General features: G+C 61.7%; 22 protein-coding genes and 2 tRNA genes. 6 read left to right on the forward strand and 18 right to left on the reverse strand.

Translation table 11 applies throughout. The features are described 5' to 3' along the window. Positions 1-86: 86 nt before the first annotated feature. Both rlmB and rnr read right to left on the reverse strand, forming a co-directional pair. Positions 87-842, reverse strand: coding sequence for a 23S rRNA (guanosine(2251)-2'-O)-methyltransferase RlmB (rlmB, locus tag B9N88_RS12850; protein WP_027607688.1), 756 nt, complete (start codon positions 840-842; stop codon positions 87-89). Next, complete coding sequence (rnr, locus tag B9N88_RS12855) at positions 839-3,472, reverse strand: ribonuclease R (RefSeq protein ID WP_027607687.1); 2,634 nt, start codon at positions 3,470-3,472, stop codon at positions 839-841. The genes rlmB and rnr overlap by 4 nt, the downstream gene beginning before the upstream one ends. Before the next feature lie 224 nt (positions 3,473-3,696). Here rnr and B9N88_RS12860 point away from each other — a divergent pair. The 4 genes from B9N88_RS12860 (at position 3,697) to B9N88_RS12875 (ending at position 6,761) form a co-directional block, all read left to right on the forward strand. After that, a tRNA-Leu gene (locus B9N88_RS12860) sits at positions 3,697-3,783 on the forward strand. Positions 3,784-3,937: 154 nt separating this feature from the next. Then, positions 3,938-4,024 (forward strand) — tRNA-Leu (locus B9N88_RS12865). A 146-nt stretch (positions 4,025-4,170) separates the two neighbouring features. Continuing rightward, on the forward strand, positions 4,171-5,196 hold the full coding sequence (locus B9N88_RS12870; protein WP_027604893.1) for an iron ABC transporter substrate-binding protein: 1,026 nt from the start codon (positions 4,171-4,173) through the stop codon (positions 5,194-5,196). Continuing rightward, on the forward strand, positions 5,196-6,761 hold the full coding sequence (locus B9N88_RS12875; RefSeq protein WP_027604894.1) for an ABC transporter permease: 1,566 nt from the start codon (positions 5,196-5,198) through the stop codon (positions 6,759-6,761). Before B9N88_RS12870 ends, B9N88_RS12875 begins: the two co-directional genes overlap by 1 nt. Before the next feature lie 47 nt (positions 6,762-6,808). On the opposite strand, the gene B9N88_RS12880 is transcribed toward B9N88_RS12875, so the two are convergent. The 12 genes from B9N88_RS12880 to B9N88_RS12935 all read right to left on the reverse strand — a co-directional run bounded on the left by B9N88_RS12880 (position 6,809) and on the right by B9N88_RS12935 (position 21,154). After that, a complete protein-coding gene (locus tag B9N88_RS12880; protein WP_027604895.1) occupies positions 6,809-8,743 on the reverse strand; it encodes a methyl-accepting chemotaxis protein in 1,935 nt (644 codons plus the stop codon). 139 nt (positions 8,744-8,882) lie between these two features. Next, complete coding sequence (locus B9N88_RS12885; RefSeq protein ID WP_027604896.1) at positions 8,883-10,172, reverse strand: adenylosuccinate synthase; 1,290 nt, start codon at positions 10,170-10,172, stop codon at positions 8,883-8,885. 54 nt (positions 10,173-10,226) lie between these two features. Beyond that, positions 10,227-11,414: an ATP phosphoribosyltransferase regulatory subunit gene (locus B9N88_RS12890; RefSeq protein ID WP_027604897.1), complete on the reverse strand. Its 1,188-nt coding sequence runs from the start codon at positions 11,412-11,414 to the stop codon at positions 10,227-10,229. 293 nt (positions 11,415-11,707) lie between these two features. Then, positions 11,708-12,574 carry a protease modulator HflC gene (gene hflC, locus B9N88_RS12895; protein WP_010213607.1) on the reverse strand — a complete coding sequence of 289 codons (867 nt, stop codon included), beginning with the start codon at positions 12,572-12,574 and terminating at the stop codon, positions 11,708-11,710. After that, positions 12,574-13,749: an FtsH protease activity modulator HflK gene (hflK, locus tag B9N88_RS12900; protein WP_027604898.1), complete on the reverse strand. Its 1,176-nt coding sequence runs from the start codon at positions 13,747-13,749 to the stop codon at positions 12,574-12,576. The genes hflC and hflK overlap by 1 nt, the downstream gene beginning before the upstream one ends. Before the next feature lie 96 nt (positions 13,750-13,845). Next, on the reverse strand, positions 13,846-15,147 hold the full coding sequence (gene hflX, locus B9N88_RS12905; protein WP_027604899.1) for a ribosome rescue GTPase HflX: 1,302 nt from the start codon (positions 15,145-15,147) through the stop codon (positions 13,846-13,848). A 12-nt stretch (positions 15,148-15,159) separates the two neighbouring features. Next, positions 15,160-15,420, reverse strand: a complete 261-nt coding sequence (gene hfq / locus B9N88_RS12910; RefSeq protein ID WP_003171355.1) for an RNA chaperone Hfq — start codon at positions 15,418-15,420, stop codon at positions 15,160-15,162. Between the two features lie 94 nt (positions 15,421-15,514). Continuing rightward, positions 15,515-16,486 (reverse strand): tRNA (adenosine(37)-N6)-dimethylallyltransferase MiaA, encoded by a 972-nt coding sequence (gene miaA, locus B9N88_RS12915; protein WP_027604900.1) that lies wholly within the window; start codon positions 16,484-16,486, stop codon positions 15,515-15,517. Then, positions 16,486-18,399: a DNA mismatch repair endonuclease MutL gene (gene mutL, locus B9N88_RS12920; RefSeq protein ID WP_027604901.1), complete on the reverse strand. Its 1,914-nt coding sequence runs from the start codon at positions 18,397-18,399 to the stop codon at positions 16,486-16,488. Before mutL ends, miaA begins: the two co-directional genes overlap by 1 nt. Beyond that, positions 18,399-19,820 carry an N-acetylmuramoyl-L-alanine amidase gene (locus tag B9N88_RS12925; protein ID WP_027604902.1) on the reverse strand — a complete coding sequence of 474 codons (1,422 nt, stop codon included), beginning with the start codon at positions 19,818-19,820 and terminating at the stop codon, positions 18,399-18,401. Before B9N88_RS12925 ends, mutL begins: the two co-directional genes overlap by 1 nt. A gap of 15 nt (positions 19,821-19,835) precedes the next feature. Then, a complete protein-coding gene (gene tsaE, locus B9N88_RS12930; protein ID WP_027604903.1) occupies positions 19,836-20,306 on the reverse strand; it encodes a tRNA (adenosine(37)-N6)-threonylcarbamoyltransferase complex ATPase subunit type 1 TsaE in 471 nt (156 codons plus the stop codon). Beyond that, positions 20,294-21,154 (reverse strand): NAD(P)H-hydrate dehydratase, encoded by an 861-nt coding sequence (locus tag B9N88_RS12935; protein WP_027604904.1) that lies wholly within the window; start codon positions 21,152-21,154, stop codon positions 20,294-20,296. Before B9N88_RS12935 ends, tsaE begins: the two co-directional genes overlap by 13 nt. Before the next feature lie 63 nt (positions 21,155-21,217). Here B9N88_RS12935 and queG point away from each other — a divergent pair, with 63 nt between their 5' ends. Beyond that, positions 21,218-22,282 (forward strand): tRNA epoxyqueuosine(34) reductase QueG, encoded by a 1,065-nt coding sequence (queG, locus tag B9N88_RS12940; protein ID WP_027604905.1) that lies wholly within the window; start codon positions 21,218-21,220, stop codon positions 22,280-22,282. On the opposite strand, the gene B9N88_RS12945 is transcribed toward queG, so the two are convergent. Together B9N88_RS12945 and orn are read right to left on the reverse strand one after the other, a co-directional pair. Then, complete coding sequence (locus B9N88_RS12945) at positions 22,279-22,893, reverse strand: trimeric intracellular cation channel family protein (protein WP_027604906.1); 615 nt, start codon at positions 22,891-22,893, stop codon at positions 22,279-22,281. The two genes, queG and B9N88_RS12945, sit on opposite strands and share 4 nt — an antisense overlap. A 175-nt stretch (positions 22,894-23,068) precedes the next feature. Beyond that, positions 23,069-23,611 carry an oligoribonuclease gene (gene orn / locus B9N88_RS12950; protein WP_027604907.1) on the reverse strand — a complete coding sequence of 181 codons (543 nt, stop codon included), beginning with the start codon at positions 23,609-23,611 and terminating at the stop codon, positions 23,069-23,071. 108 nt (positions 23,612-23,719) lie between these two features. On the opposite strand from orn, the gene rsgA reads away from it, so the two are divergent. Further along, positions 23,720-24,751: a small ribosomal subunit biogenesis GTPase RsgA gene (gene rsgA / locus B9N88_RS12955; RefSeq protein ID WP_027604908.1), complete on the forward strand. Its 1,032-nt coding sequence runs from the start codon at positions 23,720-23,722 to the stop codon at positions 24,749-24,751. A gap of 49 nt (positions 24,752-24,800) precedes the next feature. Here the strand turns inward: rsgA and motB are convergent, their stop codons facing one another. Together motB and motA are read right to left on the reverse strand one after the other, a co-directional pair. After that, entirely contained in the window at positions 24,801-25,823 is a 1,023-nt protein-coding gene (motB, locus tag B9N88_RS12960; protein WP_027604909.1) for a flagellar motor protein MotB, read from the reverse strand. A gap of 3 nt (positions 25,824-25,826) precedes the next feature. Then, entirely contained in the window at positions 25,827-26,678 is an 852-nt protein-coding gene (gene motA, locus B9N88_RS12965) for a flagellar motor stator protein MotA (RefSeq protein ID WP_003171338.1), read from the reverse strand. Positions 26,679-26,690: the final 12 nt, after the last annotated feature.

Genomic DNA, 26,690 nt, shown 5'->3' on the forward strand with positions numbered 1-26,690 from the left:
ATTTGAACAATCGCCCAGGCACCACAAAAGCAAATGTGGGAGGGGACAGTCCCCTCCCACATGCTGGTTCTACGCCAGGCTTGGAATTACTTCTTCGCCTTGGCCTTGGCACCACGCTGACGCTGGGCCTCAAACAGGCACACGCCGGTCGCGACCGACACGTTCAGGCTGCTGACGCTACCGGCCATCGGCAGGTGCACCAGATAATCGCAATGTTCACGGGTCAGGCGACGCATGCCCTTGCCTTCGGCCCCCATGATGAGGATGGTCGGACCGGTGAGGTCCTGGTCATAAATGCTGACCTCGGCCTCTCCCGCCGTGCCCACGACCCACAGGCCGCGCTGCTGGAGTTTCTCCAGGGTGCGCGCCAGGTTGGTCACGGCCACCAGCGGAATCACTTCCGCCGCGCCACAGGCGACTTTACGCACCACCGGCGTCAAGGTAGCCGACTTGTCCTTCGGCACAATCACCGCCAACGCACCCGCAGCATCCGCCGAGCGCAGGCACGCGCCGAGGTTGTGCGGGTCGGTCACGCCGTCCAGCACCAGCAGCAGCGGTGCACCTTCGGTACGGTCGAGCAGCTCATCGAGCATCGCTTCGCCCCAGACCTGGCTCGGGCTGACGTCCGCCACCACACCCTGGTGAACGCCTTCGACCCACACGTCCATTTCACGCCGTTCGGCCTGGCCGATGGCGACTTTGTTTTGGCTGGCCAACTCGACCAACGCCTGTACGCGCGGCTCGCTGCGACCTTCGGCCAGCCAGACTTGCTTGACGCGCTTAGGATGGTGACGCAGCAGTGCTTCTACGGCGTGGACGCCGTAGATTTTTTCCAGACTCATGACTTGGCCTTAGGTTTGCGCGACCCGCCGCTTTTCGCGGGGGCCGAACCCGCTTTTGGCGGGCCTTTACGGTGTTTACTGGGCTTGCTCGACGGCTTTTCCGCCCCTTGGGACTTTCCCCCAGACGCCGCTTTACCACCGCTTTTGGCTTCGTTGAGCAACTGCTGCTTCAACTCACGACTTTTGCGCAGTTCGGCGTTTTTCGCCGCCGCGTCGCTTGGGCGGTAGGCCTCGGGGGCTTTGTCCTTGGCTGCTGGACGGCGCCCGGCCTTGGCTGGAGCGGGCTCTGCAACTGCCGCTTTGGCGGGAGTGCCTTTGCCTTTGCTTGCAGGCGAAGTCGTCTCGCTGCCACGCTTTTTACGGCCCGGCGCTTCGGCGGGCTTGTCAGGCATGCCAAAGTCGATCTTGCGCTCGTCGAGATCGACGCGCATGACCTGCACTTCCACGGTATCGCCCAAACGGAAGCTGCGACCGGTACGCTCGCCCGCCAGGCGGTGGTGCACAGGGTCGAAGTGGTAGTAGTCACCCGGCAAGGCGGTGACGTGCACCAGGCCTTCGACGTAGATGTCGGTCAGCTCGACGAACAGGCCAAAGCCGGTCACGGCGGTGATCACGCCTGGGAACGACTCGCCCACGCGGTCCTTCATGAACTCGCACTTGAGCCAGTTCACCACGTCGCGGGTGGCTTCGTCGGCGCGGCGCTCGCTCATGGAGCACTGCTCGCCCAACTGTTCCAGGGCCGCTTCGTCGTACGGGTAGATCCGCGCCTTCGGAATGGTCATGGCACCGGCACGCTTGACGTGCGGGGTGTTCTGCTTGGAATGGATCACGCTGCGGATTGCGCGGTGCGTGAGCAAGTCCGGATAACGGCGAATCGGCGAGGTGAAGTGGGTGTACGCCTCGTAATTCAGGCCGAAGTGGCCCTGGTTGTCGGCGCTGTACACCGCCTGGCTCAGGGAGCGCAGCATCACGGTCTGGATCACGTGGTAATCCGGACGGTCCTTGATGCTGGCCAGCAGTGCCTGGTAGTCCTTCGGCGTCGGGCCGTCCTTGCCTTTGTGCAGGGACAGGCCCAGCTCGCCGAGGAACGCGCGCAGTTTTTCCAGGCGCTCCGGTGGCGGGCCATCGTGTACACGGTAGAGCGCAGGGATTTCGTGCTTTTTCAGGAATTCAGCGGTGGCCACGTTGGCCGCCAGCATGCATTCCTCGATCAGCTTGTGCGCATCGTTACGGGTGGTCGGGGTGATCGCGGCGATCTTGCGCTCGGAACCGAAGACAATCCGGGTTTCCTGGGTTTCAAAATCGATCGCGCCACGCACATGACGGGCACCCAGCAACACTTTGTACAACGCGTACAGCTGCTTGAGGTGCGGCACCACATGCCCGTACTCACCACGCAACGCCTTGGCTTCGCTGGTTTTCGGCTGCTCCAGGATGGTGCTGACCTTGTTGTAGGTCAGGCGTGCCTGGGAGTGGATCACCGCTTCGTAGAACTGGTAATCGGTCATTTCGCCGGTTTTCGAGATAGTCATCTCGCAGACCATGGCCAAACGGTCGACTTTCGGATTCAGGGAGCACAGGCCGTTGGACAGCTGCTCGGGTAGCATCGGGATCACGCGCTCAGGGAAATACACGGAGTTGCCGCGTACCTGGGCCTCGTTATCCAGGGCCGAACCGATCTTCACATAGCTGGAGACGTCGGCAATCGCGACGAACAACTTCCAGCCACCGGAGAACAGGCGCAGCTTGCCGGGCTTGGCTTCGCAGTAGACCGCATCGTCGAAGTCGCGGGCATCTTCACCGTCAATCGTGACAAACGGCAGATGGCGCAGGTCGATGCGTTTTTCCTTGTCCTTCTCTTCGACTTCCGGCTTGAGCTTGGCGGCTTCCTTGAGCACAGCCTCAGGCCAGACGTGAGGAATGTCGTAGGTGCGCAGCGCGACGTCGATCTCCATGCCCGGCGCCATGTAGTTGCCGACCACTTCAACAATATCGCCCTGGGGCTGGAAGCGCGCAGTCGGCCAGTGGGTGATTTTCACCTCGACGAACTGGCCGACCTTGGCAGCGCCATTGCGGCCCGGGGTGATCAGCACTTCCTGCTGGACCTTCGGGTTATCCGGCACAACAAAGCCGATACCGCCTTCTTCGAAGTAGCGGCCGACGATGGACTCGTGGGCACGGGACACCACTTCGACAATCACGCCTTCACGGCGACCGCGACGGTCCAGGCCGGAAACCCGCGCCAGGGCACGGTCGCCATCGAACACCAGACGCATCTGCGCCGGGCTCATGAACAGGTCGTCACTGCCGTCATCCGGGATCAGGAAGCCGAAGCCGTCACGGTGGCCGGCAATGCGGCCGAGGATCAGGTCGAGCTTATCCACGGGCGCATAGGTGCCACGGCGGGTGTAGATCAGTTGAGCATCGCGCTCCATGGCACGCAGGCGGCGGCGCAGGGCTTCGAGCTGGTCTTCGGTGGTCAGACCGAACTCTTCGACCAGCTGCTCACGGCTAGCAGGCGAACCCCGATCGGCGAGGTGCGCCAGGATCAGTTCGCGGCTAGGAATAGGGTTTTCATATTTTTCCGCTTCACGAGCGGCCTCGGGATCGAGGGACTGCCAATCGGCCATTAGAGATTTTTCACCTTGTCTATATGCGGGTTAGTTTGGCATACGCGTATTGAAACGGGAAATTTCAGGCATCAACAAGCGTTTAAAAGCCTTTTACAGCCCTCGCCGCGCACCTTGCACGACCATTGGCGAAATTTTCCAGGTTTTTTTCATAGCAGGGGTTTACAGTTAAAAAACCGCTCCGTATAGTGCGCGCCATCGACGACGGCAACGTTGTTGATGCTGCCCAGGTGGTGAAATTGGTAGACACGCCAGCTTCAGGTGCTGGTGATCGCAAGGTCGTGGAAGTTCGAGTCTTCTCCTGGGCACCAAATTCAGATCAAACCCGCGAAAGCGGGTTTTTTCATTTCAGGCTTCTGATTTTTAACGAGAAAAACGATTTATATTTTTCGAATCAGGGGTTTACAGATTAAAAAGCCCGCCGTATAGTTCGCCCCATCAACAGCGGCAACGTTGCTTGATAATGCCCAGGTGGTGAAATTGGTAGACACGCCAGCTTCAGGTGCTGGTGATCGCAAGGTCGTGGAAGTTCGAGTCTTCTCCTGGGCACCAAATTCAGATCAAACCCGCGAAAGCGGGTTTTTTCGTTTCCGGGGTTTGAAAACCTCCACCAGCAATTTCCCCCCTTTGGCGCACTTGAGAAGTTTTATCGTTTATCCTTGCAATGATTTGTTGCACTCAAGTGAGGAAAACCCCGGATGATAATCCGCGATACCCGTCTCAAGACATCCCTTCTGCGTGGCCTGACCATCACTCTGCTCGGCCTGACCCTACTCTCCCCCGCCGCCTACTCCGCCGACAAAGTCTCCCTGACCCTGTACAACGGCCAACACAAAGAAGTCGGCGATGAACTCGCCAAGGCCTTCGAAGCCAGGACCGGTATTCACGTCAACGTACGCAAGGGCAGCAGCAACCAACTGGCCAGCCAAGTCGTGGAGGAAGGCGACCGCTCCCCTGCCGACGTGATCTACACCGAAGAATCGCCGCCATTGAACAAACTTGGCGAGCAAGGCCTGCTGGCCAAGATCGATGCAGGCACGCTCGACGTCCTGCCCAAGGATTACGTGGGTCGTAACGGCGACTGGATGGGCGTGACCGCACGCACCCGCGTCGTAGCCTTCAACCCCAAACTGATTGCCGAGAAAGACCTGCCCAAGTCGGTATTGGATTTCGCCGGCCCCGAGTGGCAAGGCAAGGTCGGCTTCGTACCTACCAGCGGTGCCTTCCAGGAACAGGCCGTGGCGATCATCAAGCTGCACGGCCGTGAAGCCGCCGAAGAATGGCTGACCGGCCTGCGTGCCTTCGGCAAGGTGTACAGCAACAATATGGTCGCCCTGAAGGCCGTGGAAAACGGCGAAGTAGCCACCGTTCTGGTGAACAACTACTACTGGTTTGCCCTGAAGAAAGAAAAAACCAACCTCGATTCCCAACTGCACTACTTCACCGATGGCGATGCCGGCGGCCTGATCACCGTGTCTTCGGCGGCCGCGCTGAAGTCCAGCAAGCATCCCAAAGAAGCCCAGCAACTGCTGGCGTTCATGGCCAGCGAAGAAGGCCAGCGCGTGATTACCACTACCTCGGCCGAGTACCCGCTGCGCAAAGGCATGGAATCCAACCGCGGCCTTAAGCCCTTCAGCGAACTGCAGCCGCCGAAAGTCACGCCTGCCGACCTGGGCAACGCAGAAGAAGCCCTGGACCTGGAACGTGAGGTTGGCTTGAACTGATGAACCCATCGCTACCCACCCCCGCCCTGCGCGGGGGGCTCAGCCCGCGCCGCAAGCGCCCTTCGATCTGGCTACTGCTCCCCGTCCTGCTACTGGTTGGCCTGAGCCTGCTGCCACTGGTGTACGTCGGGCTGAAGGCCTGGCATGCGGGCTGGGCGCAGGCGGTGCATCTGCTCTGGCGCCCCTATGTGTTCGGGCTGCTGCGCAATACCCTGGCGCTGATGGTCGGCGTGACGGTGGCGTGCGGCATGATCGGCCTGTCCCTGGCCTGGCTGCTGGAACGCAGCAATCTGCCAGGGCGCCGATTCTGGGGCGTGGTCCTGTGCCTGCCGTTCGCGGTGCCGGCGTTTGTCAGCAGCTTCACCTGGGTATCCCTGAGCGCCAACTTCGAAGGGCTCGGCGGCGCGATCCTGGTGATGACCCTGTCCAAATACCCGCTGGTGTTTTTGCCAGTGGCGGCAACCTTGCGCAACCTGGACCCCTCCCTTGAAGAATCGGCCCGCACCCTGGGGCTGAATCGCTGGGGCATATTCCTGCGGATCACCCTGCCCTTGCTGTGGCCGTCGCTGCTGGCCGGGGCACTGCTGATTGCCCTGCATATGCTGGTCGAGTTCGGCGCGCTGTCGATCATCGGCCTGCAAACCTTCACCACCGCGATCTACCAGCAATTCGAGCTGGAATTCAGCAATGCCAATGCGGCGATGCTTTCGGCGGTATTGCTGGTGATGTGCCTGACCCTGCTGTGGCTGGAACTGCGCGTGCGCGGCAAGGGCCGGCACGTGCGCATCGGCCAGGGCGCGGCGCGGCATGGGGAGCAGGTGCGACTGGGCAAGTGGGCGCCACTGGGCCAGGTGTATTGCCTGGCGCTGGCGATCATCGGCAGCGGCATCCCCTTGGGCATGCTCGGCTATTGGCTGGCGGTAGGTTCATCGGCGGCATTTCCAATGGCCGAGATTGGCGAGGCATTGCTGTCCTCCCTGATGCTGTCGCTGGGTGGCGCGGCACTGTGCCTGGCGCTGGCGGTACCGGTGGGGCTGCTGGTGGTGCGCTACAAGGGCCGACTGGCAATCTGGGCCGAGCGCCTGCCGTACCTGCTGCACGCCCTGCCCGGCCTGGTGATTGCACTGACACTGGTGTATTTCGCCCTGCATTACGTGCCGGCGCTGTACCAGACCTCTGCGTTGCTGCTGATCGCCTATGCCTTGTTGTTTCTTCCATTGGCCCAGGCGCCGATCCGCACGGCCTTGAACAAAGCCGCACCGCAACTGGAAGAGGCTGCACGCACGCTGGGGGCATCGTCGTTCAGTGCGTTTTGCCGAGTGACGCTGCCGATTATTTTTCCGGCATTGGGTGCGGCATTTGCGCTGGTGTTCCTGGACGCCATGAAGGAATTGACGGCGACGCTGCTGCTCAGCCCCACCGGGCTGAATACCTTGGCGACTGCCGTGTGGGCGCACACCTCGAATGTGGAGTTTGCGGCGGCGGCGCCTTATGCGGCGCTGTTGATCGTGGTGTCGGGGTTGCCGGTCTATCTGCTGACAACTCGGATGTACTTGAGCCGCTGAGATCGCTATCGGGGGGCAAGCCCCCGATGAGACCTGAACAGACGACGCTAAGCCCGGAACTGCCCCAGACTCGCCTTCAACTGCGCCGCCAACCCATCCAGCACCTTGCCACTGGCGGTAGTCTCCACCACCGCCTGCGCCGCACGCTCGGCCTGGGCATGGATCACCTCGACCCGGCCTCGTACCGCATGGGCGCCCTGGGCCTGATGCTCGGCGGCGCGGGTAGCCAGGCCAATCGCTGCATGCACCTGCTCCACCGAGGCCTGCACCGTCTGCTGCAAGCGCACGCTGTCGCGCAGCACCAGCAAACCTTCGTTGGCCTGGCGCCCGGCCTTGCCGATGGTTTCCACCGCCTCCCGAGCGCCCTGCTGCAACGCGACGATATGGGCCTGGATATCGCCGGTAGAGCTTTGGGTCTTGCTGGCCAACGCACGCACTTCGTCCGCCACCACCGCAAAGCCACGCCCCGTTTCGCCGGCACGCGCTGCTTCGATGGCGGCGTTGAGCGCCAGCAGGTTGGTCTGCTCGGCGATACCATGGATGACCGTCAGCACCACTTCGATCTGCTCGCTTTGCTGGGCCAGGCGCTCGATAACCTGGGACCCGGCCTGGACCTGCCCCGCCAACGCTTCGATCAAACTGCCGACTTCGGCCGACGTGCGCGAGTTCTCGTCCGTCGCCTGACGAATATCCACCACCTGCTGCAACGCCGCCTGCATGGCGTGGCTTTCGGCCTGGGCCTCGTCGGCCATTTGCGACAGCGCGCGCAAACTCTCCGCCACCTCATCACGCTGCAAGCCAGCGGCCGCATCGGCGCCGGCATTGCGCAAGGTCATGGCGCCGATTTCCACGCCGGTACGCTGGGCCACATCGCCCGCCTCGCGCACGATGGGTTGCAACTTATCCACAAAACGATTGACCGCCGAGGCCATGTCGCCGATTTCGTCCTTGCTGTTGATCTGCACGCGCTTGGTGAGGTCGCCCTCGCCTGCTGCCAGGTCATCCATGGCCGCGATAAGCAGTTTCAGGCGATTGACTACACGACGGCCGAGAACCACGGCGATCAGCAGCAATACGCCGAAACCGACCACCGCCAGCCCCATGCCGATGCGCCAACGCAAGGTGCCGGCAGCCTCCTGCACGGCGCCGGTGGTGTTGACGGTCATCTGGGTCGCAGTGGCTTGCGCCGACTGCAGGCGAGCGCCCATGGCCGCCGCGCTATCCGCCGCGGCACCTTTGAGGCTGTCGCCGACCAACTGATCACCGCTGGCTATCAGTGCGGCAAAACGCTTGTCCAGCGCTTGCAGATCGGCCTCGACCGACGCGGTCGACACCCCCATGAGCACCTTGCCAATCTCCACGCCGTTAGGACTGATGGACGCCTCGACGTAGAACACCGAAGGATCGTTCTTCGCGGCGTTCAGGACTTTGTCCAGGGCGCGATCGCCCTGGCCTTTTTCCAGCAAGGCCTTGTTGATCGGATTTTCGCGATTCAGATAACGAGTCAGGTGCTCACCCGCCGCGTCGTCATAGACCACGAACAGCACGTTGGGATTGCGCTGGGCGCGTCGGGCAAACTCGGACAGCGTTGGCACATCGCTGTCCCACATGGCGCGGGGCGCCACCGAGGCCAGCAGTTGCGCCATATCGTTGGCGGAGTCTTGCAGGTCTTTTTCCAGGGTCGCACGCAACTGTTTCTGCTCTGCCTGCAGGCGCTCGGAAAGCCCGGCGGTCAGACGCTGACGGGTACTGGTGGACAAGCTGTCCAGGCTCGACGTGACTTCCTTGCCGGCCTGGGCCAATTCACCGGACAGCTTCTGGCTGTCGATGCCCAGGCGACTGCCTAAATCGGCCTCCAGCGCCGTGACCGTGCTCCGGGTGAGAGCGACCGCCACCAGCACTTGCACCAAAAGAGCGATACCTAGGGTAACGAACACCGGCCGCAACAGACGGCTTTGTAACAACGAGAGAACGGCAGACATCGGGAATCCCTCCACCACGGGTGCCATTAATTTGATAGCACCGCGAAAGAAAGAAACATAGCAAGGGTCGTGCCGCTTGGCATGCAGATACGACAAAGGGCTCCCGAAGGAGCCCTTTGCTTTTTACATCAATAGCTTATTAAGCGAACGGGTGACGCAGAACGATGGTCTCGTTGCGATCCGGGCCCGTCGAAATAATGTCAATCGGCGCACCGATCAGCTCTTCAACGCGCTTGATGTAGGCACGGGCATTGGCTGGCAACTCTTCCAGGGTCTTGGCACCCACGGTCGACTCGCTCCAGCCCGGCACTTCTTCGTACACAGGCTGCAGGCCCACGTAGCTGTCGGCGTCAACCGGGGCAACGTCCTTGCCTTCGGCATCTTTGTAGCCGACGCAGATGTTGATGGTTTCCAGGCCGTCGAGTACATCCAGCTTGGTGAAGCAGATGCCCGAGATGCTGTTCACATCGATCGCGCGACGCAGGATAACGGCGTCGAACCAGCCACAGCGACGAGCACGGCCGGTGGTCGCGCCGAATTCGTGACCCTGCTTGGCCAGGTGCGCACCGACTTCGTCGAACAGTTCAGTCGGGAACGGGCCCGAACCTACACGGGTGGTGTAGGCCTTGGTGATGCCGAGGATGTAGTCCAGGAACATAGGACCAACGCCCGAACCGGTAGCGACGCCGCCGGCAGTGGTGTTGGAGCTGGTCACGTACGGGTAGGTACCGTGGTCGATGTCCAGCAACGAACCCTGGGCGCCTTCGAACATGATGTCCTTGCCGGCGCGACGCAGGTCGTGCAGCTCGGCGGTCACATCCAGCATCAGCGGCTTGAGCAGCTCAGCGTATTCCTTGCACTCGGCCAGGGTCTTGTCGAATTCGATGGCTGGCTCTTTGTAGTAACCCACCAGCATGAAGTTGTGGTAATCCACCAGTTCACGCAGCTTGTCTTCAAAGCGCGGCATGTTGAGCAGGTCGCCCACACGCAGGCCACGACGCGCGACCTTGTCTTCGTAGGCCGGGCCGATGCCGCGACCGGTGGTGCCGATCTTCAGCTCGCCACGGGCCTTTTCACGGGCCTGGTCCAGCGCAACGTGGAAGGACAGGATCAGCGGGCAGGACGGGCTGATACGCAGGCGCTCGCGCACCGGTACGCCTTTCTCTTCCAGCTTGGTGATCTCACGCAGCAGGGCATCCGGCGCAACCACGACGCCGTTGCCGATCAGGCACTGCACGCCTTCGCGCAGGACGCCCGACGGGATCAGGTGCAAGACGGTTTTTTCGCCGTCGATGACCAGGGTGTGGCCAGCGTTGTGACCGCCTTGGTAGCGCACTACGGCGGCAGCATGTTCGGTCAGCAGATCAACGATCTTGCCTTTGCCCTCATCACCCCATTGGGTGCCCAGGACTACGACATTCTTACCCATAACACTTGTCCTCATTCGCGCAAACTTGGTGCCGGCGATGGCCGGCAGGAAAACTCAAGAAGCCAGTGGCGATACTTGCCAAAGCCCGTTCTGCAGAATCAATTGCCGGTCGCAGTCCGCTTCACGGGCGGCGGCCAATGGCTGCCCAGGCAATGCCTGGACAACACGCTGACCCTCACTGCGCAACTGGCAAACCTGCTGCCAGAGTGCTGCGTCCGTACTGTCGGGCATCCAGATGCCACCAGACGGCAGCTCGACCTCAGCACGCCCCAGGGTCACCAGGGTTTTCAAATCGGTGGAAAAGCCGGTGGCCGGACGCGCACGACCGAAGTCGGCGCCGATGTCGTCGTAACGACCACCTTGGGCGATGGCCTGGCCAACACCCGGCACAAACACCGCGAACACCACACCGGTGTGGTAGTGGTAGCCGCGCAGCTCGCCCAAATCAAAATACAGCGGCAACTGCGGGAACCGCGCCGACAACCGCTCAGCAATCGCCAACAGGTCATCCAGTGCAGCCAATACCGGCGCCGGCGCCTTGGCCAGGCGTTCACGTGCAGCCACCAGCACTTCACGGCCGCCACACAGGTTGACCAGTGCACGCAGCATCTCGGCCAGATCCGCAGGCACGCCAGCGGTCAGGGCGATGACTTCATCGATCGCCTTGCGCTGCAGGGCATCGAACAGCTGTTGCTCGGCTTCACCGGACAAACCGGCCGCACGGGCCAGGCCACGGTAGATACCCACGTGACCGAGGTCCATGTGGACATCTGGCACATCAGCCAGTTGCAGCATGGCCAGCATCAGGCTGATCACTTCAACGTCGCTGCTCGGGCTGGCATCACCGTACAACTCCGCGCCCAATTGGATCGGGCTGCGGGAGGACGACAAGGCACGCGGTTGAGCGTGCAGCACGCTGCCGGCGTAGCACAGGCGGCTCGGGCCTTCGCGGCGCAGGGTGTGCGCATCGATGCGTGCCACTTGCGGCGTGATGTCGGCACGGAACCCCATTTGCAGGCCCGATTGCGGGTCGATGACCTTGAAGGTGCGCAGATCCAGGTCCTGGCCCGCGCCGGTCAGCAGGGATTCCAGGTACTCGATATGGGGGGTCACGACAAACTCGTAACCCCAGCTCTGGAACAGATCCAACACCTGGCGACGCGCTACTTCAATGCGCGCAGCTTCTGGTGGCAGTACTTCTTCGATGCCATCTGGCAGCAGCCAGCGGTCTACCGTTGCCATTACGCCATTCCCCTATGATCCGGGCGGCCAGCCCTCGGCCGAGCCTTGAGTGAAGCAGAAAATACCCGCCCCCTGCATAAACCACGCGCAAGAGCGACGTGACGAACGACCTGTTAACGGCCTCGTCGGGCACTTTCCTCGAAAAACCTGTCACGCCTGCCGAATCAAACATGCAGACGCAAAAAAGCCGGGAATTTCCCGGCTGCCGCATCATACACCCGTTTTCTGAAAGGATCACCCCGCCAGGCGTTTTAGCCGCCCGACGGAGTGCGCCCTACAAAATCACGGGCTGGTTACTTGGACTTTTCCAGGTAGCGGAAGAAGTCGCTGCTTGGGTCCAGCACCATGACGTCGGTTTTGTTCGCGAAGCTTTCACGGTAGGCACGCAGGCTACGGTAGAACGCGTAGAACTCCTGGTCCTGGCCGTAAGCCTTGGCGTAGATCGCCGCAGCTTGAGCATCACCATCACCACGGGCCTCTTCAGACTCGCGATAGGCTTCTGCCAGCAGTACACGGCGCTGACGGTCGGCATCCGCACGGATACCTTCAGCCAGCTCGTTACCCTTGGCACGGTGCTCACGGGCCTCACGCTCACGCTCGGTGCTCATGCGCTCGAACACGCTGCGGTTCACTTCCTTCGGCAAATCGATGGCCTTGACCCGAACATCGACAACTTCGATCCCCAGCTCTTTTTCCGCCATCGTGTTCAACGAACGGGTGATATCCGCCATCAGCGCATCACGTTCACCGGACACCACCTCGTGCAGGGTGCGCTTACCAAACTGGTCACGCAGGCCCGACTCCAGACGGCGCGACAAACGCTCGTCGGCAATCTGCTTGAGGCCGGAGGTCGCAGTGTAGAAGCGCTCGGCATCCTTGACGCGCCACTTGGCGTAGGCGTCAACCATCACGGCTTTCTTTTCCAGGGTCAGGAAGCGCTGTGTCGGTGCATCCAGGGTCATCAGGCGCGCGTCGAACTTGCGCACCTGGTTGACGTAGGGGACTTTCACATGCAGGCCCGGCTGGACATCCGCCTGGACCACGCGACCGAATTGCAGCAGCACCGCACGCTCGGTCTGAGCCACGATGTAGAAGCAGTTCCAGGCAGCGATGACCACGACGACGCCCACAATCAGGGCGGTCAGCGATTTATTGCTCATCAACGACTCTCCCTGGTACGTGTTTGCTGTTGCAGCAAGTCAGCGGCCGCACGGGCGCTCGCTTCATTGGCAGCGGCATTGGAACCGCTGGACGGTGCACTGGAGCTGCTGCGACCACCTTCGATCATCTTGTCCAGCGGCAGGTACAGCAGGTTGTTCTGCCCACCCTTGCTGCCGGTCACGAGGACCTTGCTGGTGTTGCTGAAGACTTCCTGCATGGTGTCCAGGTACAGACGCTCACGCGTCACTTCAGGCGCCTTGCGGTACTCGGCGACCAGCTTGGTAAAGCGATCCGCTTCACCTTTGGCGCGGGAGACCACTTCATCACGGTAACCGTTGGCATCCTCGAGGATACGCTGGGCCTGGCCACGGGCTTCCGGCACGACGCCGTTGGCGTAGGTCTCAGCCTGGTTGCGCGAACGCTGCTCGTCTTCACGGGCGCGGATCACGTCGTCGAAGGCTTCCTGCACTTCACGCGGTGCCGCTGCGCTCTGTACGTTCACCTGGGTGACGGTGATACCGGTGCGATAGGTATCGAGGAACCGTTGCAGGCGCTCCTTGATTTCGCTGGCCATCAGTTCACGGCCTTCGGTCAGCACCTGGTCCATGGCGGTGGAACCCACCACGTGGCGCAGGGCGCTTTCGGTTGCGTGTTGCAGGCTGATTTCCGGCTGATCGACGTTCAGCACGAAGTCCTGCAGGTTGCTGATCTTGTACTGCACGGTCAGCGGCACTTCGACGATGTTCTCGTCTTCGGTCAGCATCTGGCCCTGCTTGGTGTAGGCACGCTCACGCGTGACGTTCTCCATGTACTTCTTGTCGATCGGCGGGAAATAGATATTCAGGCCAGGACCGACAGTCTCGTAGTACTTGCCGAAGCGCAGCACCACGGCTTGCTCCTGCTCGTCCACGACGTATACGGCGCTGTACAGCCATACGGCCGCCAGCACGACAAGACCCAGGCCCAGCAGGCCGTAGCCGCCGCCCTTGCCGGTGCGACCACCTTCATCACCACCCCGTTTTTTTCCACCACCGAACAACCCATTCAGGCTTTCCTGCAGCTTTCGGAAGGCCTCGTCGAGATCTGGTGGCCCCTTGCGGTCGCCATTATTGCGGCGCTTACCACCCCAAGGATCCTGATTATTCGAGTTGCCACCCGGCTCATTCCAAGCCATAGCGCTCTCCATCTGATAAAGCAAAGACGCACCCACGGCGCGCCGACCAATGCTACAGAATGCCTGCTACTGCGGCACAACCGCTTTCGGAGGCTTTTATTGCAAAGTGTGTTGTTCGATGAACTCTGTCGGTACTACGCCTTCACGGCTGACCAGCCGATTGAGCTCCGAGCGCGGCAATCGAACGGCCAGCAAGCTGACACCTTCTTCGTCGTGTTCTTCTTTCTGTACCGCGCCCAGCTCGAAAAACTGTGCACGCAGTCGAGCAAAACGCTGAGGCAAGCGCAAGGTGCCGACGAACAAATCGCTGCCGAGCAATTCGGCAATGGCTTGTTCAAGCAGCTCCAAACCACTGCCATCGCGCGCCGACAGCCAGACCCGCTGGGGCTTGCCGTTCTCGTCGCGCTGGATTTGTGGCTCGACGCCTTCAAGCAAATCGAGTTTGTTATAGACCTCGAGGATCGGCAAGTCCTGGGCGCCAATCTCGCCCAGCACGACCATCACCTGTTCAATCTGCAACATGCGATCCGGTTCGGCCGCATCGATCACGTGCAACAGCAGGTCGGAATTGCTCGACTCCTCGAGCGTAGACCGAAATGCCTCGACCAGCTTGTGGGGCAGGTGCCGAATGAAACCCACGGTATCGGCCAGGACAATCGGCCCCAGGTCGTCGATATCCAGACGGCGCAAGGTCGGGTCGAGGGTCGCGAACAGTTGGTCAGCCGCGTACACGTCCGATTTGGTCACGTTGTTGAACAGCGTGGACTTGCCGGCGTTGGTGTAGCCCACCAGCGATACGGTAGGGATATCGGCACGCGAACGGCCACGTCGCGATTGCTCGCGCTGGCTGCGCACCTTCTCCAGTCGGCCCTTGATCTGACGCAGGCGAACCCGCAGCAGGCGCCGGTCGGTTTCCAACTGGGTTTCACCCGGGCCCCGCATGCCGATACCGCCACCCTGACGCTCAAGGTGAGTCCAACCGCGAACCAGCCGAGTGCTCATGTGGTCAAGCTGGGCCAATTCGACCTGGAGCTTGCCCTCATGGGTACGGGCGCGTTGGGCGAAAATATCGAGAATCAGGCCGGTGCGGTCGATCACGCGACACTCGAATACACGTTCGAGGTTACGTTCCTGACTGGGCGTGAGGGTGTGATTGAAGATCACCAGATCGGCTTCTTCGGCATGGACCAGGTCGCGCAGTTCCTCGACCTTGCCGCTGCCAATCAGGAATTTGGCGGTTGGCCGATGACGCGGCACGTTAAAAAACGCAACGGTCTCGGCGCCGGCCGAATTTGCCAGCTCCTGAAACTCCTGCGGATCTTCGCGCGCCTCAGGGTCCTGTCCATCCAAGTGAACGAGGATGACTCGCTCACCACCACCGTGGCGCTCAAAGAACAAAGGAGACTCCTATCAGGCGTTACCTGGCTCAGCGTCAGCTGCATCATCACCGGCGGCGCTAGGCAGACGGATTGGACGAACTGGAACCACTGTCGAGATAGCGTGCTTGTAGACCATCTGGCTGACGGTGTTTTTCAGCAGGATCACGAACTGGTCGAACGACTCGATCGTGCCTTGCAGCTTGATACCGTTGACCAGGTAGATGGAAACCCCCACTTTCTCTTTACGTAAAGTATTCAAGTAAGGGTCTTGTAGCGAATGCCCTTTTGACATGTGCCGCACTCCTTTAAGGATCAATAATAAAAAATCGGAAAATAGATAGCTTATGGCCGTCACACCCCCAAGGATAGACGGCAATTGCAAGGACTCAGCTCAATATGGAGACCGTTCCCAAGTATTTCAAGGCGCGTGACAGATTGTCGCTGTCCAGGCTGTCCAACCAGTGCAAATCGCTCCAGCTGCGCAGCCAGGTGAACTGGCGCTTCGCTAATTGGCGCGTGGCAATGATGCCGCGCTCCTGCATTTCGGCTGACGTCAGCTTGCCATCCAGATGATCCCAGACTTGGCGGTAGCCTACAGCACGTATCGAAGGTAACCCTGGATGCAGGTCACCTCTTGAACGCAGTGCTACGACCTCGTCCACAAACCCCTGTTCCAACATAATTGTGAATCTTTGTGCAATTCGTTCATGCAGCACCTGGCGATTTGCCGGAGCGATGGCCAGATTCGCCACAGTATAGGGCAATTGTGACTGTCCAGATGCGCCTGCATCAGCACTTTGCGCAGTTTGTTTCAGCCGCAGTTCAGTCATGGTCTGCCCGCTGACCCGCCAGACTTCCAGGGCGCGACTGAGGCGCTGGGGATCATTGGGGTGAATACGCGCGGCAGATACCGGGTCAACCGCTGCCAACTGGTCGTGCAGGGCTTGCCAGCCAAGGCGTGCAGCCTCTTCTTCGAGTTCGGCGCGCACCTGGGCATCGGCGGGCGGCATGTCGGCCAGCCCTTCCTGCAAAGCCTTGTAGTAGAGCATCGTGCCGCCCACCAGCAAGGGGATGTTGCCCCGCGCGGTGATCTCGGCCATGGCGGCCAGGGCGTCGGTGCGGAAATCCGCTGCGGAATAGCTCTCGGCCGGGTCGATGATGTCGATCAACCGGTGCGGATACTGCGCCAGCAGCGCTTTGGAAGGCTTGGCGGTGCCGATGTCCATGTCCCGGTAAACCAGGGCGGAGTCGACACTGATCAGCTCGCACGGCAGCACCTTGGTGAGCTCGATGGCCAGGTCGGTCTTGCCGGCGGCCGTGGGGCCCATCAGGAAGATCGCGGGGGGCAAGGCACTCATCAACGGCCGCGCAAGAACAGTTTGTCCAGATCATCCAGGCCCATCTGGGTCCAGGTCGGACGGCCATGGTTGCACTGGCCGCTGCGTTCGGTGTTTTCCATGTCGCGCAGCAGGCCGTTCATTTCCGGCAGGGCCAGGCGGCGATTGGCGCGGATGGCACCGTGGCAGGCCATGGTGCCGAGCAGTTCGTTGATGTGTGCCTGGATACGGTCACTGGTGCCGTACTCCATCAGGTCAGCCAATACATCGGCCACCAGCCGGTTGGCCTCGGCCTGCTTGAGCAGCGCGGGAATCTGGCGGATCGCCAGGGTTTCCGGGCCCAGGCGCTGCAACTCGAAGCCCAGTTTCTGGAACACATCGTGATGCTCTTCGGCGCAATCGGCCTCACGCTGGCTGACGGCCAGGGATTCCGGCACCAGCAACGGCTGGCCACTCAGGCCTTCGCTGGCCATGGCGATCTTCAGACGCTCGTACATGATCCGCTCGTGGGCGGCGTGCATGTCCACCAGCACCAGGCCATGGGCATTTTCCGCGAGGATGTAGATGCCCTTGAGCTGCGCCAACGCGTAGCCCAGGGGTGGGATATCACCGCCACCTTCCGGCAAGGCCACGGCGCCCGGCTCGGCACCCGGCAACGGCGCAAAGAATTCACGATAGGCAGCCTGCGCTTCGGCGACCGGCACGGCCGATTGCGGACGCGGTGTGTATTGGTACTGATAACCCGCTCCCGAGCCAGAGCCCGGCGCCGTATAGCTCGGCTGGGGTTGCGGCGATTGCAGCAGGTTTGCCGCCAGGCTCATTTCGCCCTGAGGGCCAAACTCGCCCGCTTCGGGGCCGCTCGGCCGCACCACCGCCGTCACGATGGGCGCAGACAACTGGTCATCCGGGCGCACATCGCCCAAGGCACGGTGCAAGGTGCCATAGAGGAAGTCATGCACCATGCGCCCGTCACGGAAGCGTACTTCGTGCTTGGTCGGGTGCACGTTGACGTCCACTACCGAAGGGTCGACCTCGAAAAACAGCACAAAGGTCGGATGCCGACCGTTGAACAACACATCGCGATAAGCCTGGCGCACCGCGTGGGCCACCAGTTTGTCGCGTACCGCCCGGCCATTCACAAAGAAATACTGCAAGTCCGCCTGGCTGCGGGAGAAGGTCGGCAAGCCCACCCAACCCCACAGGCGCAGGCCGTTGCGTTCGATTTCAATCGGCAGCGCCTGCTCCAGGAACCCCGCACCGCACACTGCCGCGACACGGCGAGCACGCGCGGCGTCGTCGTTGGCTTCGTGCAGGCTGAGGATGGTCTTGCCGTTGTGGCGCAGGTGAAACGCCACATCGAAACGCGCCAGGGCCAGGCGCTTGATGACTTCTTGCAGGTGATCGAATTCGGTTTTTTCGGCCTTGAGGAATTTGCGCCGCGCCGGGGTGTTGAAGAACAGGTCGCGCACTTCCACCGAGGTGCCCACCGGGTGTGCAGCCGGCTGGACCCGAGGCGCCATGTCGCGGCCTTCGGTTTCCACCTGCCAGGCCTGCTCGGCATCACGGGTGCGCGACGTCAGGGTCAGGCGCGCCACGGAGCTGATGGAAGCCAATGCCTCACCGCGAAAGCCCAGGCTCATCACCCGCTCCAGGTCTTCCAGGTCGCGAATCTTGCTGGTGGCGTGACGGGCCAGGGCCAGCGGCAGGTCATCGGAGGAGATCCCACTGCCATCGTCGCGGACGCGCAGCAGCTTGACGCCGCCCTGCTCCACATCGACATCGATGCGTCGGGCGCCGGAGTCGATGCTGTTCTCCAGCAACTCCTTGATCACCGAGGCCGGCCGTTCAACGACCTCGCCCGCCGCAATCTGGTTGGCGAGGCGCGGGCTGAGCAATTCAATGCGCGACCCGCTGTTCAAGACTGATTCGCTCATTACTGCGCCGCCAATTCAGTGCCGGGGATGGTCAATACCTGGCCGATTTTCAACTCATCGCTCTTCAGGTTGTTGGCGCTGCGCAGGGACGCGGCCGAGACCTGGAAACGCACGGCCAGCATGGCCACGGTGTCGCCGGGCTGCACGCGATGGTCGCGCGGGCCCTGGGCGATTTTGCCGGAGTCGCGCAACCAGGCAATGTAGGTGCCCGGCGGCGGGTTCTGCTGGAAGAACTGGCGCACGCCAGCACTGATGGAGCGTGCCAAGGCCTGCTGGTGGCTGGCACTGGCCAGCTTCGAGGCTTCGTTGGCATTGGAGATAAACCCGGTTTCCACCAGGATCGATGGGATGTCCGGCGACTTCAACACCATGAACCCGGCCTGTTCCACACGCTGCTTATGCAACGAGGTCACCCGACCGATGTTGCTCAACACCTTCTGGCCGACGTTCAAGCTGGAGGTCAGCGAGGCCGTCATCGACAGGTCAAGCAGTACCCCGGCGAGCATCTTGTCCTTGTCATCGAGGGACACGTTACCGGCCCCGCCGATCAAGTCGGAACGGTTTTCACTGTCGGCCAGCCAGCGCGCGGTCTCGGACGTGGCGCCGCGATCCGACAGGGCAAACACCGAGGCACCGAAGGCCGCCGTCGAAGGCGCGGCGTCCGCATGGATCGAGACGAACAGGTCGGCGCCCTTCTTACGGGCGATTTCGGTACGGCCGCGCAACGGAATGAAGTAGTCGCCGGTACGGGTCAGTTCGGCGCGGTAGCCTTTCATGCCGTTGACCTGGCGCTGCAGCTCACGGGCGATGGCCAGCACCACGTCTTTCTCATGCTGGCCGCGCGAGCCGGACGCGCCCGGGTCTTCACCGCCGTGGCCGGCATCGATCACCACGATAATGTCGCGCTTGCCGGCCGGCGCTGGCGGCGGCGGTGGCAGCTTGACCTGGGGTTGGGACGGGTTGACCGGTACGGCCGGCACTGTCGCCACGGCCGGGGTTGGCGCCGGCGGCGGCGCGGCATCGGCGGCGTTGTCGAACAGATCGACCACCAGCCGGTTGCCGTATTGGGCGTTTGGCGCCAGGGAGAAGCTTTTCGGGGTCACGACCTTTTTCAGGTCGATCACCACCCGCAGGTCGGTCGGCGTGCGCTGCGCCGAGCGCATGGCGGTAATCGGCGTGTTGGCGGTGGACACGTTCAACGGCGCGGCCAGGGTCGCACCATTGATGTCGATCACCAGGCGATCGGGCGCCGTGAGGGTAAAGACACTGTGCTGGACCGGGCCAGACAGGTCGAACACCAGTCGCGTGTTATCCGGCGCTCGCCACAGGCGAACACTCTTCACCTGTGAAGCAGCCAGAGCATTGACAGTCATTGCCGCAAGCAACACCCCTACGACAGCAACCAACGCGCGAAAGCGCATACCTAACCCCACCAATTATTTGAATTCCAAAGCCAGAGCGGCGCACCACGACTCACCGCGCGCACCCTGGGGCAACAACTTCAGCTGACGTCCGTGATCATGCGGCGTAATGGTAATGGTCAGGTCCGGCTTTGGCAAAAAGCCTGTGCCTTTATCTGGCCACTCGATCAGGCACAGCGCGTCTTCATCGAAGTAATCACGGATGCCCATGAATTCGAGTTCTTCGGGATCGACCAGGCGGTAGAGATCGAAATGGAACGCCCGCACTGCGCCGATCTCGTAGGGTTCAACCAGGGTGAACGTGGGACTCTTGACCGCCCCCGTGTGGCCCAGACCGCGAATGATCCCCCGGGACAGCGTGGTCTTGCCCGCCCCCAGGTCGCCTTCAAGAAAGATCAGGCCTGACCCGGCCGTGACCTGGGCAATACGCTGACCTAACGCCACCATGGCGTCTTCATCGGCCAGGAAAAGAATTACTTCAGACACGGCGACTGTTCCTCCAGCAATTGACGAATGGCGGGTATCAGGTCGCTGGCGGCCAGCCCGCGACCAAAGCTGCCCTGGCGATCTCCCGCCGTGGCGTGCAACCAGACGGCCAGGCAGCTGGCTTCATACGCCGGCATGCCCTGGGCCAGCAGCGCACCTACCAGGCCGGCCAAAACGTCACCGAGGCCCGCCGTCGCCATCGCCGGATGGCCTTGATCGCAGCGTGAAACGCGCCCGTCCGGGCTGGCAATCAAACTGCCAGCACCCTTGAGGATAGCCACTGCATTGAATTTCTGGCTCAACGCGCGCGCCACCTTAAGACGGTCGGCCTGAACCTCGGCTGTCGAAATCCCCAACAAGCGCGCCGCTTCCCCAGGATGCGGAGTGATCACGCAATCGGCCGGCAGGCTCACGCTGCCAGTCGCCAGTTGATTGAGCGCATCGGCATCCCAGACCTGCGGCTGCCGTGCATTGGCTGCAACGGACAACAGGCTTTTACCCCAGGCGGCTTCGCCCAGGCCGGGGCCAATGACGATTACCGAGATTTTTTCCAGCAAGCCCATCAACTGGTTGGCAGAGCTCACACCGACGCTCATGACTTCCGGCAAACGGGCCAGCGCGGCCGGCACATGCTCAAGGCGAGTGGCCAGGGACACCATGCCCGCACCACTGCGCAAGGCGCTTTCGGCGCCGAGCAACGCGGCACCGCCAAAGCCCCGGTCGCCGCCAATCATCAGCAGGTGACCGAGCTGGCCTTTATGGGCGTCCGGGGAACGCGCAGCCAGTTGCGGCAAATGGCCGTGCAACAAAGGCTGAACGTCGGTTATTTCGTGTTTTGTCTGCGGCATGCGTCTTCAAGCTCCGATGTCTGGCAGAATTATACGCATCTAACCTGTGGTTTCCCGTGTCTCATGCCCGCTATTACCTCCGATCTGCCCGCCCTCGCCCAATCGATCAAAGACTGGGGCCGCGAGCTGGGCTTTCAACAAGTCGGCATCAGCGGCCTGGACCTGGCCGAGCATGAACACCATCTGCAACGCTGGCTCGACGCGGGCTACCACGGCGAGATGGACTACATGGGCGCCCATGGCAGCAAACGCTCGCACCCGGACGAACTGGTGCCGGGTACCCTGCGCGTGGTGTCGCTGCGCATGGATTACCTGCCCGGCGACACGCAGATGGCGCAACTGCTGGCAAAACCGGAAAAAGCCTACATCTCCCGGTATGCCCTGGGCCGCGACTACCACAAGCTGATCCGCAAGCGCGTGCAGCAGTTGGCCGACCGCATCCAGGCGCAGATCGGCCCTTTCGGCTTTCGCGCCTTTGTCGACAGCGCGCCCGTGCTGGAAAAGGCCATTGCCGAACAAGCCGGCCTTGGCTGGATCGGTAAAAACACCCTGGTGCTCAATCGCAAGGCCGGCAGTTATTTCTTCCTCAGCGAACTGTTTGTCGATTTGCCGCTGCCCGTGGATCCACCCCACGCCACCGAGCACTGCGGCCGCTGCACCGCCTGCCTGGACATCTGCCCCACCAACGCGTTTGTCGGCCCCTATGTGCTGGACGCCCGGCGCTGCATTTCCTACCTGACCATCGAACTCAAGAGCGCGATCCCGGAAGACCTGCGCCCGCTGATCGGCAATCGGGTATTCGGCTGCGATGACTGTCAGATCGTTTGTCCGTGGAATCGTTTCGCGCGACCCACTGCCGAAAGCGATTTCAAGCCACGGCACAACCTGGACAACGCCGAGCTGGCGGAACTGTTCATGTGGGATGAGGATAAATTCCTCAGCAGTACCGAAGGTTCACCGTTGCGCCGCGCCGGTTACGAGCGCTGGCTGCGCAACCTGGCGGTGGGCCTGGGCAATGCGCCGTCGAGCATTCCGGTGCTGGAAGCCTTGAAGGCGCGTCGGGATTACCCGTCGGAGCTGGTACGCGAACATGTGGAATGGGCGCTGAACCAGCACGCATCGCGCTAGTGCACGTCGTCGTTGTAGACGAACTTGGGCATTTCCCAGTGAAAACGGATCGCCAGCAGGCGCAATAGAAAGCCGCTGAACAGGGTCAGTAGAATCGCCTGCTCGCTGGGCAGTTCCAGGTAGAGGCACAGCAGGTAGAACCAGGCGGCGAGGAATGACACGCTGGCGTACAGTTCACGACGGAAGATCAGCGGAATGTCGTTGCAGAAGATATCCCGCAGAATGCCGCCGAAGACGCCGGTGATCACCCCGCTGACCGAGGCCACCAGCATGCCGTGGCCCATTTCCAGGGCGGTCATGCAGCCGATCAAGGTGAACGCGACCAGGCCCACGGCATCCAGCGCGAGGAACAGCGAGCGCAGGCGACGCATCAAGGGTGCGATAAAGATCGTCACCAGCGCCGCGATGGAGGTCAGCACCAGGTATTCCGGGTGCTTGACCCACGTCAGAGGGTAGTGACCGAGCAATACGTCGCGTACCGAGCCGCCGCCCAATGCCGTCACGCAGGCGATCAGCACCACACCAAACCAGTCCATGCCGCGCCGGCCGGCGGACAACGCGCCGGTCATGGCTTCGGCGGTGATGGCGATGAGGTAGAGCATCAGCAGCATGAAGGCGATCCTTGTAGTGAGCGGGCTTGCCCTGCGCTGGGCTGCGCAGCAGCCCCAAATACTTGGCGATGATATCTATAGGGAAAAATGCGGCAACAGCAGTGGGGCCGCTAGGCAGCCCAGCGCGGGGCAAGCCCGCTCACTACAGAAAGCCCGGACACGGTAAGAAACCGTTTCAAGCCTTGATGAAATGCTTGCGGTAGTGCTGCAGCTCGGCGATCGACTCGCGAATATCATCCAGCGCCAGGTGGGTGCTGCCTTTATGGAAGCTTTCCTTGACCTCCGGCGCCCAGCGCGCAGCCAGTTCCTTGAGCGTGGACACATCCAGGTTGCGGTAGTGGAAGTAGCTTTCCAGCGCCTTCATGTGGGTATAAAGGAAGCGGCGGTCCTGGCAGATGCTGTTGCCGCAGATCGGCGACTTGCCCTTGGGCACCCATTTCTCCAGGAAGGCAATGGTTTCGGCTTCGGCTTCGGCCATGCTGATGCGGCTGTCACGCACACGCTGGGTCAGGCCGGAGTTGCCGTGGGTGCGGGTGTTCCACTCGTCCATGGTGGCGAGCACGGCGTCGCTGTGGTGGATCGCGATCACCGGACCTTCGGCCAAGGTGTTGAGGTTGCTGTCGGTGACAATGGTCGCCATCTCGATGATGACGTCGGTGTCAGGGTTCAGACCGGTCATTTCCAGATCGATCCAAATCAGGTTCTGTGGGTTTTGCATGGCTTGATTCTCTTGGCACCTTGGCGTAGCTGCGCAGTTTAGCAGGCGGGGCCGTGCTAGACTCGCGACCGTTTTACCCAACCTTTGCATTATCGACACGGAACACCAATGGCCAAACGCCAGCTCAATCGTCGCCAAAACTGGCGCATCGAAAAGATTCAAGGTGAACGCGCCGCCCGCGCCGCCAAACGTGAATCCTCCGCCGTGGAAGCGCTCGAGGGCGGCGACCTGGGCCCCGAACAGACGGGCCTGGTAATCGCGCACTTCGGTGTGCAGGTCGAAGTCGAGGCGCTGGAAGGCGAACTCGCGGGCCAGGTGTTCCGCTGCCACTTGCGTGCCAACCTGCCTGCGCTGGTCACCGGCGACAAGGTGGTCTGGCGCGCCGGCAACCAGGGCATCGGCGTAATCGTCGCCCAACTGCCGCGCAGCACCGAACTGCGCCGCCCCGACAGCCGTGGCCAGCTCAAGCCGGTAGCGGCCAACGTCGACATGATCGTGATCGTGTTTGCACCGCTGCCCGAGCCCCATGCCAACCTGATCGACCGCTACCTGGTGGCAGCCGAGCATGCCGGCATTCGCCCGTTGTTGCTGCTGAACAAATTCGACCTGATCGACGAGCAGAATGCCCCCGCGCTCAACGCGCTGCTGGGGGTCTACCGCACCCTGGGCTACCCGGTGCTGGAAGTCTCGGCCCATCACGGCAATGGCATGGAACAGCTGCAACAGCAGTTGGACGGACGTATCAGCGTCTTTGTCGGCCAGTCGGGCGTGGGCAAATCCTCGCTGGTCAACAGCCTGCTGCCGGAAGTCGATACCCGCGTGGGCCCGCTGTCGGAGCTGTCCGGCCAGGGCACCCACACCACCACCACCGCGCGGCTGTTCCACTTCCCGGGCGGCGGTGAGTTGATCGACTCCCCGGGTATCCGTGAATTCGGCCTCGGCCACGTCAGCCGCAGCGATGTGGAAGCGGGCTTTATCGAATTCAACGACCTGATCGGCACCTGCCGCTTCCGCGATTGCAAACACGATCGCGAGCCGGGCTGCGCCCTGCTCAAGGCCCTGGAAGACGGCCGCGTGCAGCAGCAGCGAATGAACAGCTATCGGTCGATTATTGCGAGCTTGCCGGAAAGCAGTTACTAAACTGGCGAAACAACAAGGCCGCGATCATCGCGGCCTTGTTGTATATGGCTTAGGAACCCGTCCCCGGCACCGTAGGATCTTTCACCCCGCCATCATCAAACAGGTTCAGCTTCTGCCGCAGCTCATGGGCCGGCAATGGCTCCTGGCCGTGCGGAATGGTGTTCGGGTCGGCCGGGGCCTCACCTGGCGCGCCCGCCCCTGAGGTTGGGACCGATGGTGGTACATGCTGGTCACCTTCAATCGCACGCTGGGCCTTTTTGGTCAGCACCACGATATCGATGCGGCGGTTGATCGGGTTGAACGGATCCTTCGCATCAAACAGTTGCGAGGACGCAAACCCCACCACCCGCGCCACTTGCGGGTCCGGATAGCTGCCAGCCACCAGCGCACGACGCGCGGCGTTGGCACGGTTGGCGGAAAGCTCCCAGTTGCCGAAGTCACCCTGGCCCGCGTAAGGCTTGGCATCGGTGTGGCCGCTGATGCTGATCTTGTTCGGCACCGCCTTGATGGTGTCGGCCATGGCCAGCAGGATGTCTTCAAAGTACGGTTTCAAACGCGCGCTGCCAGAGTCGAACATCGGCCGGTTGGCGGCGTCGGTGATCTGGATACGCAAGCCATCCGGGGTGATCTCGAACGAAATCTGATCCTTGAACTTCAGCAGTTGCGGGTTTTCCTCGACCTTGTTCTGCAACTCTTGCAGCAACAGCTCAAGACGTTCCTGCTCGACCTGCTCGGCCATGGCTTCGACGGTATCGCGCTCGATCGGGATTTTTTCCTGCGGTGCCTCGGTCTTGACTTCCGGGTTGATGGTGCGCTCAGGCGCCAACTGCGGCGAACCGCCCAGGTCGATCACGAAGGGCGTGCCGCTTTCCGAGAAGCCAATCGGGTCTTTGAAGTAGCCGGCAATGGCGATCTTCTGTTCGGGCGTGGCGGTGGACATCAGCCACAGCACCAGGAAGAACGCCATCATCGCCGTGGCAAAGTCGGCGAAAGCGATTTTCCAGGCGCCGCCGTGGTGCCCCGCAGCGAAGCGCTTGACGCGCTTGATGATTATCGGCTGGTTGTTTTCCATGGCTTAGCGACCGCGAACCGCTTGTTCCAGCTCGGCGAAGCTTGGGCGATGCTTCGGGTACAGCACCTTGCGACCGAACTCCACCGCCAACGAAGGCGGCATGCCGGAAGCGGACGCCACCAGGCTGGCCTTGATCGATTCGTACAGGTTGATTTCTTCCTTGGCGTCGTGGGCCAGGGAGGTCGCCAGCGGGCCGAAGAAGCCGTAGGCCGCGAGAATACCGAAGAAGGTACCCACCAGCGCCGCACCTACGTGCATGCCGATAGCCGCCTGGTCACCTTCCCCCAGGGAAGCCATGGTTACCACGATACCCAGTACCGCCGCGACGATACCGAAGCCGGGCATGCCGTCGGCTACACCGGTCACGGCATGGGAAGGATGCTCCAATTCTTCCTTGAGGCTGAACAATTCCATGTCGAACAGGCCTTCAAGCTCATGGGGAGCCATGTTGCCGGAGGACATGATGCGCAGGTAGTCGCAGATATAGGCGGTCATGCGCTCATCTTTGAGCACGGCCGGGTACTTGGCGAAAATCGGGCTGGCCGCGGCGTCTTCGATGTCGGCCTCGATGGCCATCATGCCTTCGCGGCGGCTCTTGTTGAGGATCTCGTAAACCAGGCCCAACACTTCCAGGTAGAACGTGTGGGTGAAACGCGAACCGAACATGCTCAGCGACTTCTTGATCACGTGCATGGTCATGTAGCCGGGGTTCGCCTGCAGGAAGGCACCCAGTGCCGCACCACCGATAATCATCACCTCGAAAGGCTGGATCAGTGCCGCAATTTTACCGTGGGACAGGACGTAGCCGCCGAGCACGCTCGCGAAGACGACGATAATGCCGATAATTTTAGCCATAGGAGATGAGTA

The organism is Pseudomonas sp. LAMO17WK12:I1 (genome assembly GCF_900177315.1).
GTDB lineage: Bacteria > Pseudomonadota > Gammaproteobacteria > Pseudomonadales > Pseudomonadaceae > Aquipseudomonas > Aquipseudomonas marginalis.

What these genes read in the sequence shown, in the direction of transcription:
- B9N88_RS12880 (WP_027604895.1), bottom strand. Translation starts at nt 8,743, where the DNA reads ATGTCTGCCGTTCTCTCGTTGTTACAAAGCCGTCTGTTGCGGCCGGTG.
- B9N88_RS12935 (WP_027604904.1), bottom strand. Translation starts at nt 21,154, where the DNA reads ATGCCGCAGACAAAACACGAAATAACCGACGTTCAGCCTTTGTTGCAC.
- B9N88_RS12870 (WP_027604893.1), top strand. Translation starts at nt 4,171, where the DNA reads ATGATAATCCGCGATACCCGTCTCAAGACATCCCTTCTGCGTGGCCTG.
- rsgA (WP_027604908.1), top strand. Translation starts at nt 23,720, where the DNA reads ATGGCCAAACGCCAGCTCAATCGTCGCCAAAACTGGCGCATCGAAAAG.
- hflK (WP_027604898.1), bottom strand. Translation starts at nt 13,749, where the DNA reads ATGGCTTGGAATGAGCCGGGTGGCAACTCGAATAATCAGGATCCTTGG.
- B9N88_RS12885 (WP_027604896.1), bottom strand. Translation starts at nt 10,172, where the DNA reads ATGGGTAAGAATGTCGTAGTCCTGGGCACCCAATGGGGTGATGAGGGC.
- B9N88_RS12875 (WP_027604894.1), top strand. Translation starts at nt 5,196, where the DNA reads ATGAACCCATCGCTACCCACCCCCGCCCTGCGCGGGGGGCTCAGCCCG.
- motA (WP_003171338.1), bottom strand. Translation starts at nt 26,678, where the DNA reads ATGGCTAAAATTATCGGCATTATCGTCGTCTTCGCGAGCGTGCTCGGC.
- mutL (WP_027604901.1), bottom strand. Translation starts at nt 18,399, where the DNA reads ATGAGCGAATCAGTCTTGAACAGCGGGTCGCGCATTGAATTGCTCAGC.
- queG (WP_027604905.1), top strand. Translation starts at nt 21,218, where the DNA reads ATGCCCGCTATTACCTCCGATCTGCCCGCCCTCGCCCAATCGATCAAA.
- B9N88_RS12890 (WP_027604897.1), bottom strand. Translation starts at nt 11,414, where the DNA reads ATGGCAACGGTAGACCGCTGGCTGCTGCCAGATGGCATCGAAGAAGTA.
- orn (WP_027604907.1), bottom strand. Translation starts at nt 23,611, where the DNA reads ATGCAAAACCCACAGAACCTGATTTGGATCGATCTGGAAATGACCGGT.
- B9N88_RS12945 (WP_027604906.1), bottom strand. Translation starts at nt 22,893, where the DNA reads ATGCTGCTGATGCTCTACCTCATCGCCATCACCGCCGAAGCCATGACC.
- B9N88_RS12925 (WP_027604902.1), bottom strand. Translation starts at nt 19,820, where the DNA reads ATGCGCTTTCGCGCGTTGGTTGCTGTCGTAGGGGTGTTGCTTGCGGCA.
- rlmB (WP_027607688.1), bottom strand. Translation starts at nt 842, where the DNA reads ATGAGTCTGGAAAAAATCTACGGCGTCCACGCCGTAGAAGCACTGCTG.
- miaA (WP_027604900.1), bottom strand. Translation starts at nt 16,486, where the DNA reads ATGAGTGCCTTGCCCCCCGCGATCTTCCTGATGGGCCCCACGGCCGCC.
- hfq (WP_003171355.1), bottom strand. Translation starts at nt 15,420, where the DNA reads ATGTCAAAAGGGCATTCGCTACAAGACCCTTACTTGAATACTTTACGT.
- hflC (WP_010213607.1), bottom strand. Translation starts at nt 12,574, where the DNA reads ATGAGCAATAAATCGCTGACCGCCCTGATTGTGGGCGTCGTCGTGGTC.
- motB (WP_027604909.1), bottom strand. Translation starts at nt 25,823, where the DNA reads ATGGAAAACAACCAGCCGATAATCATCAAGCGCGTCAAGCGCTTCGCT.
- rnr (WP_027607687.1), bottom strand. Translation starts at nt 3,472, where the DNA reads ATGGCCGATTGGCAGTCCCTCGATCCCGAGGCCGCTCGTGAAGCGGAA.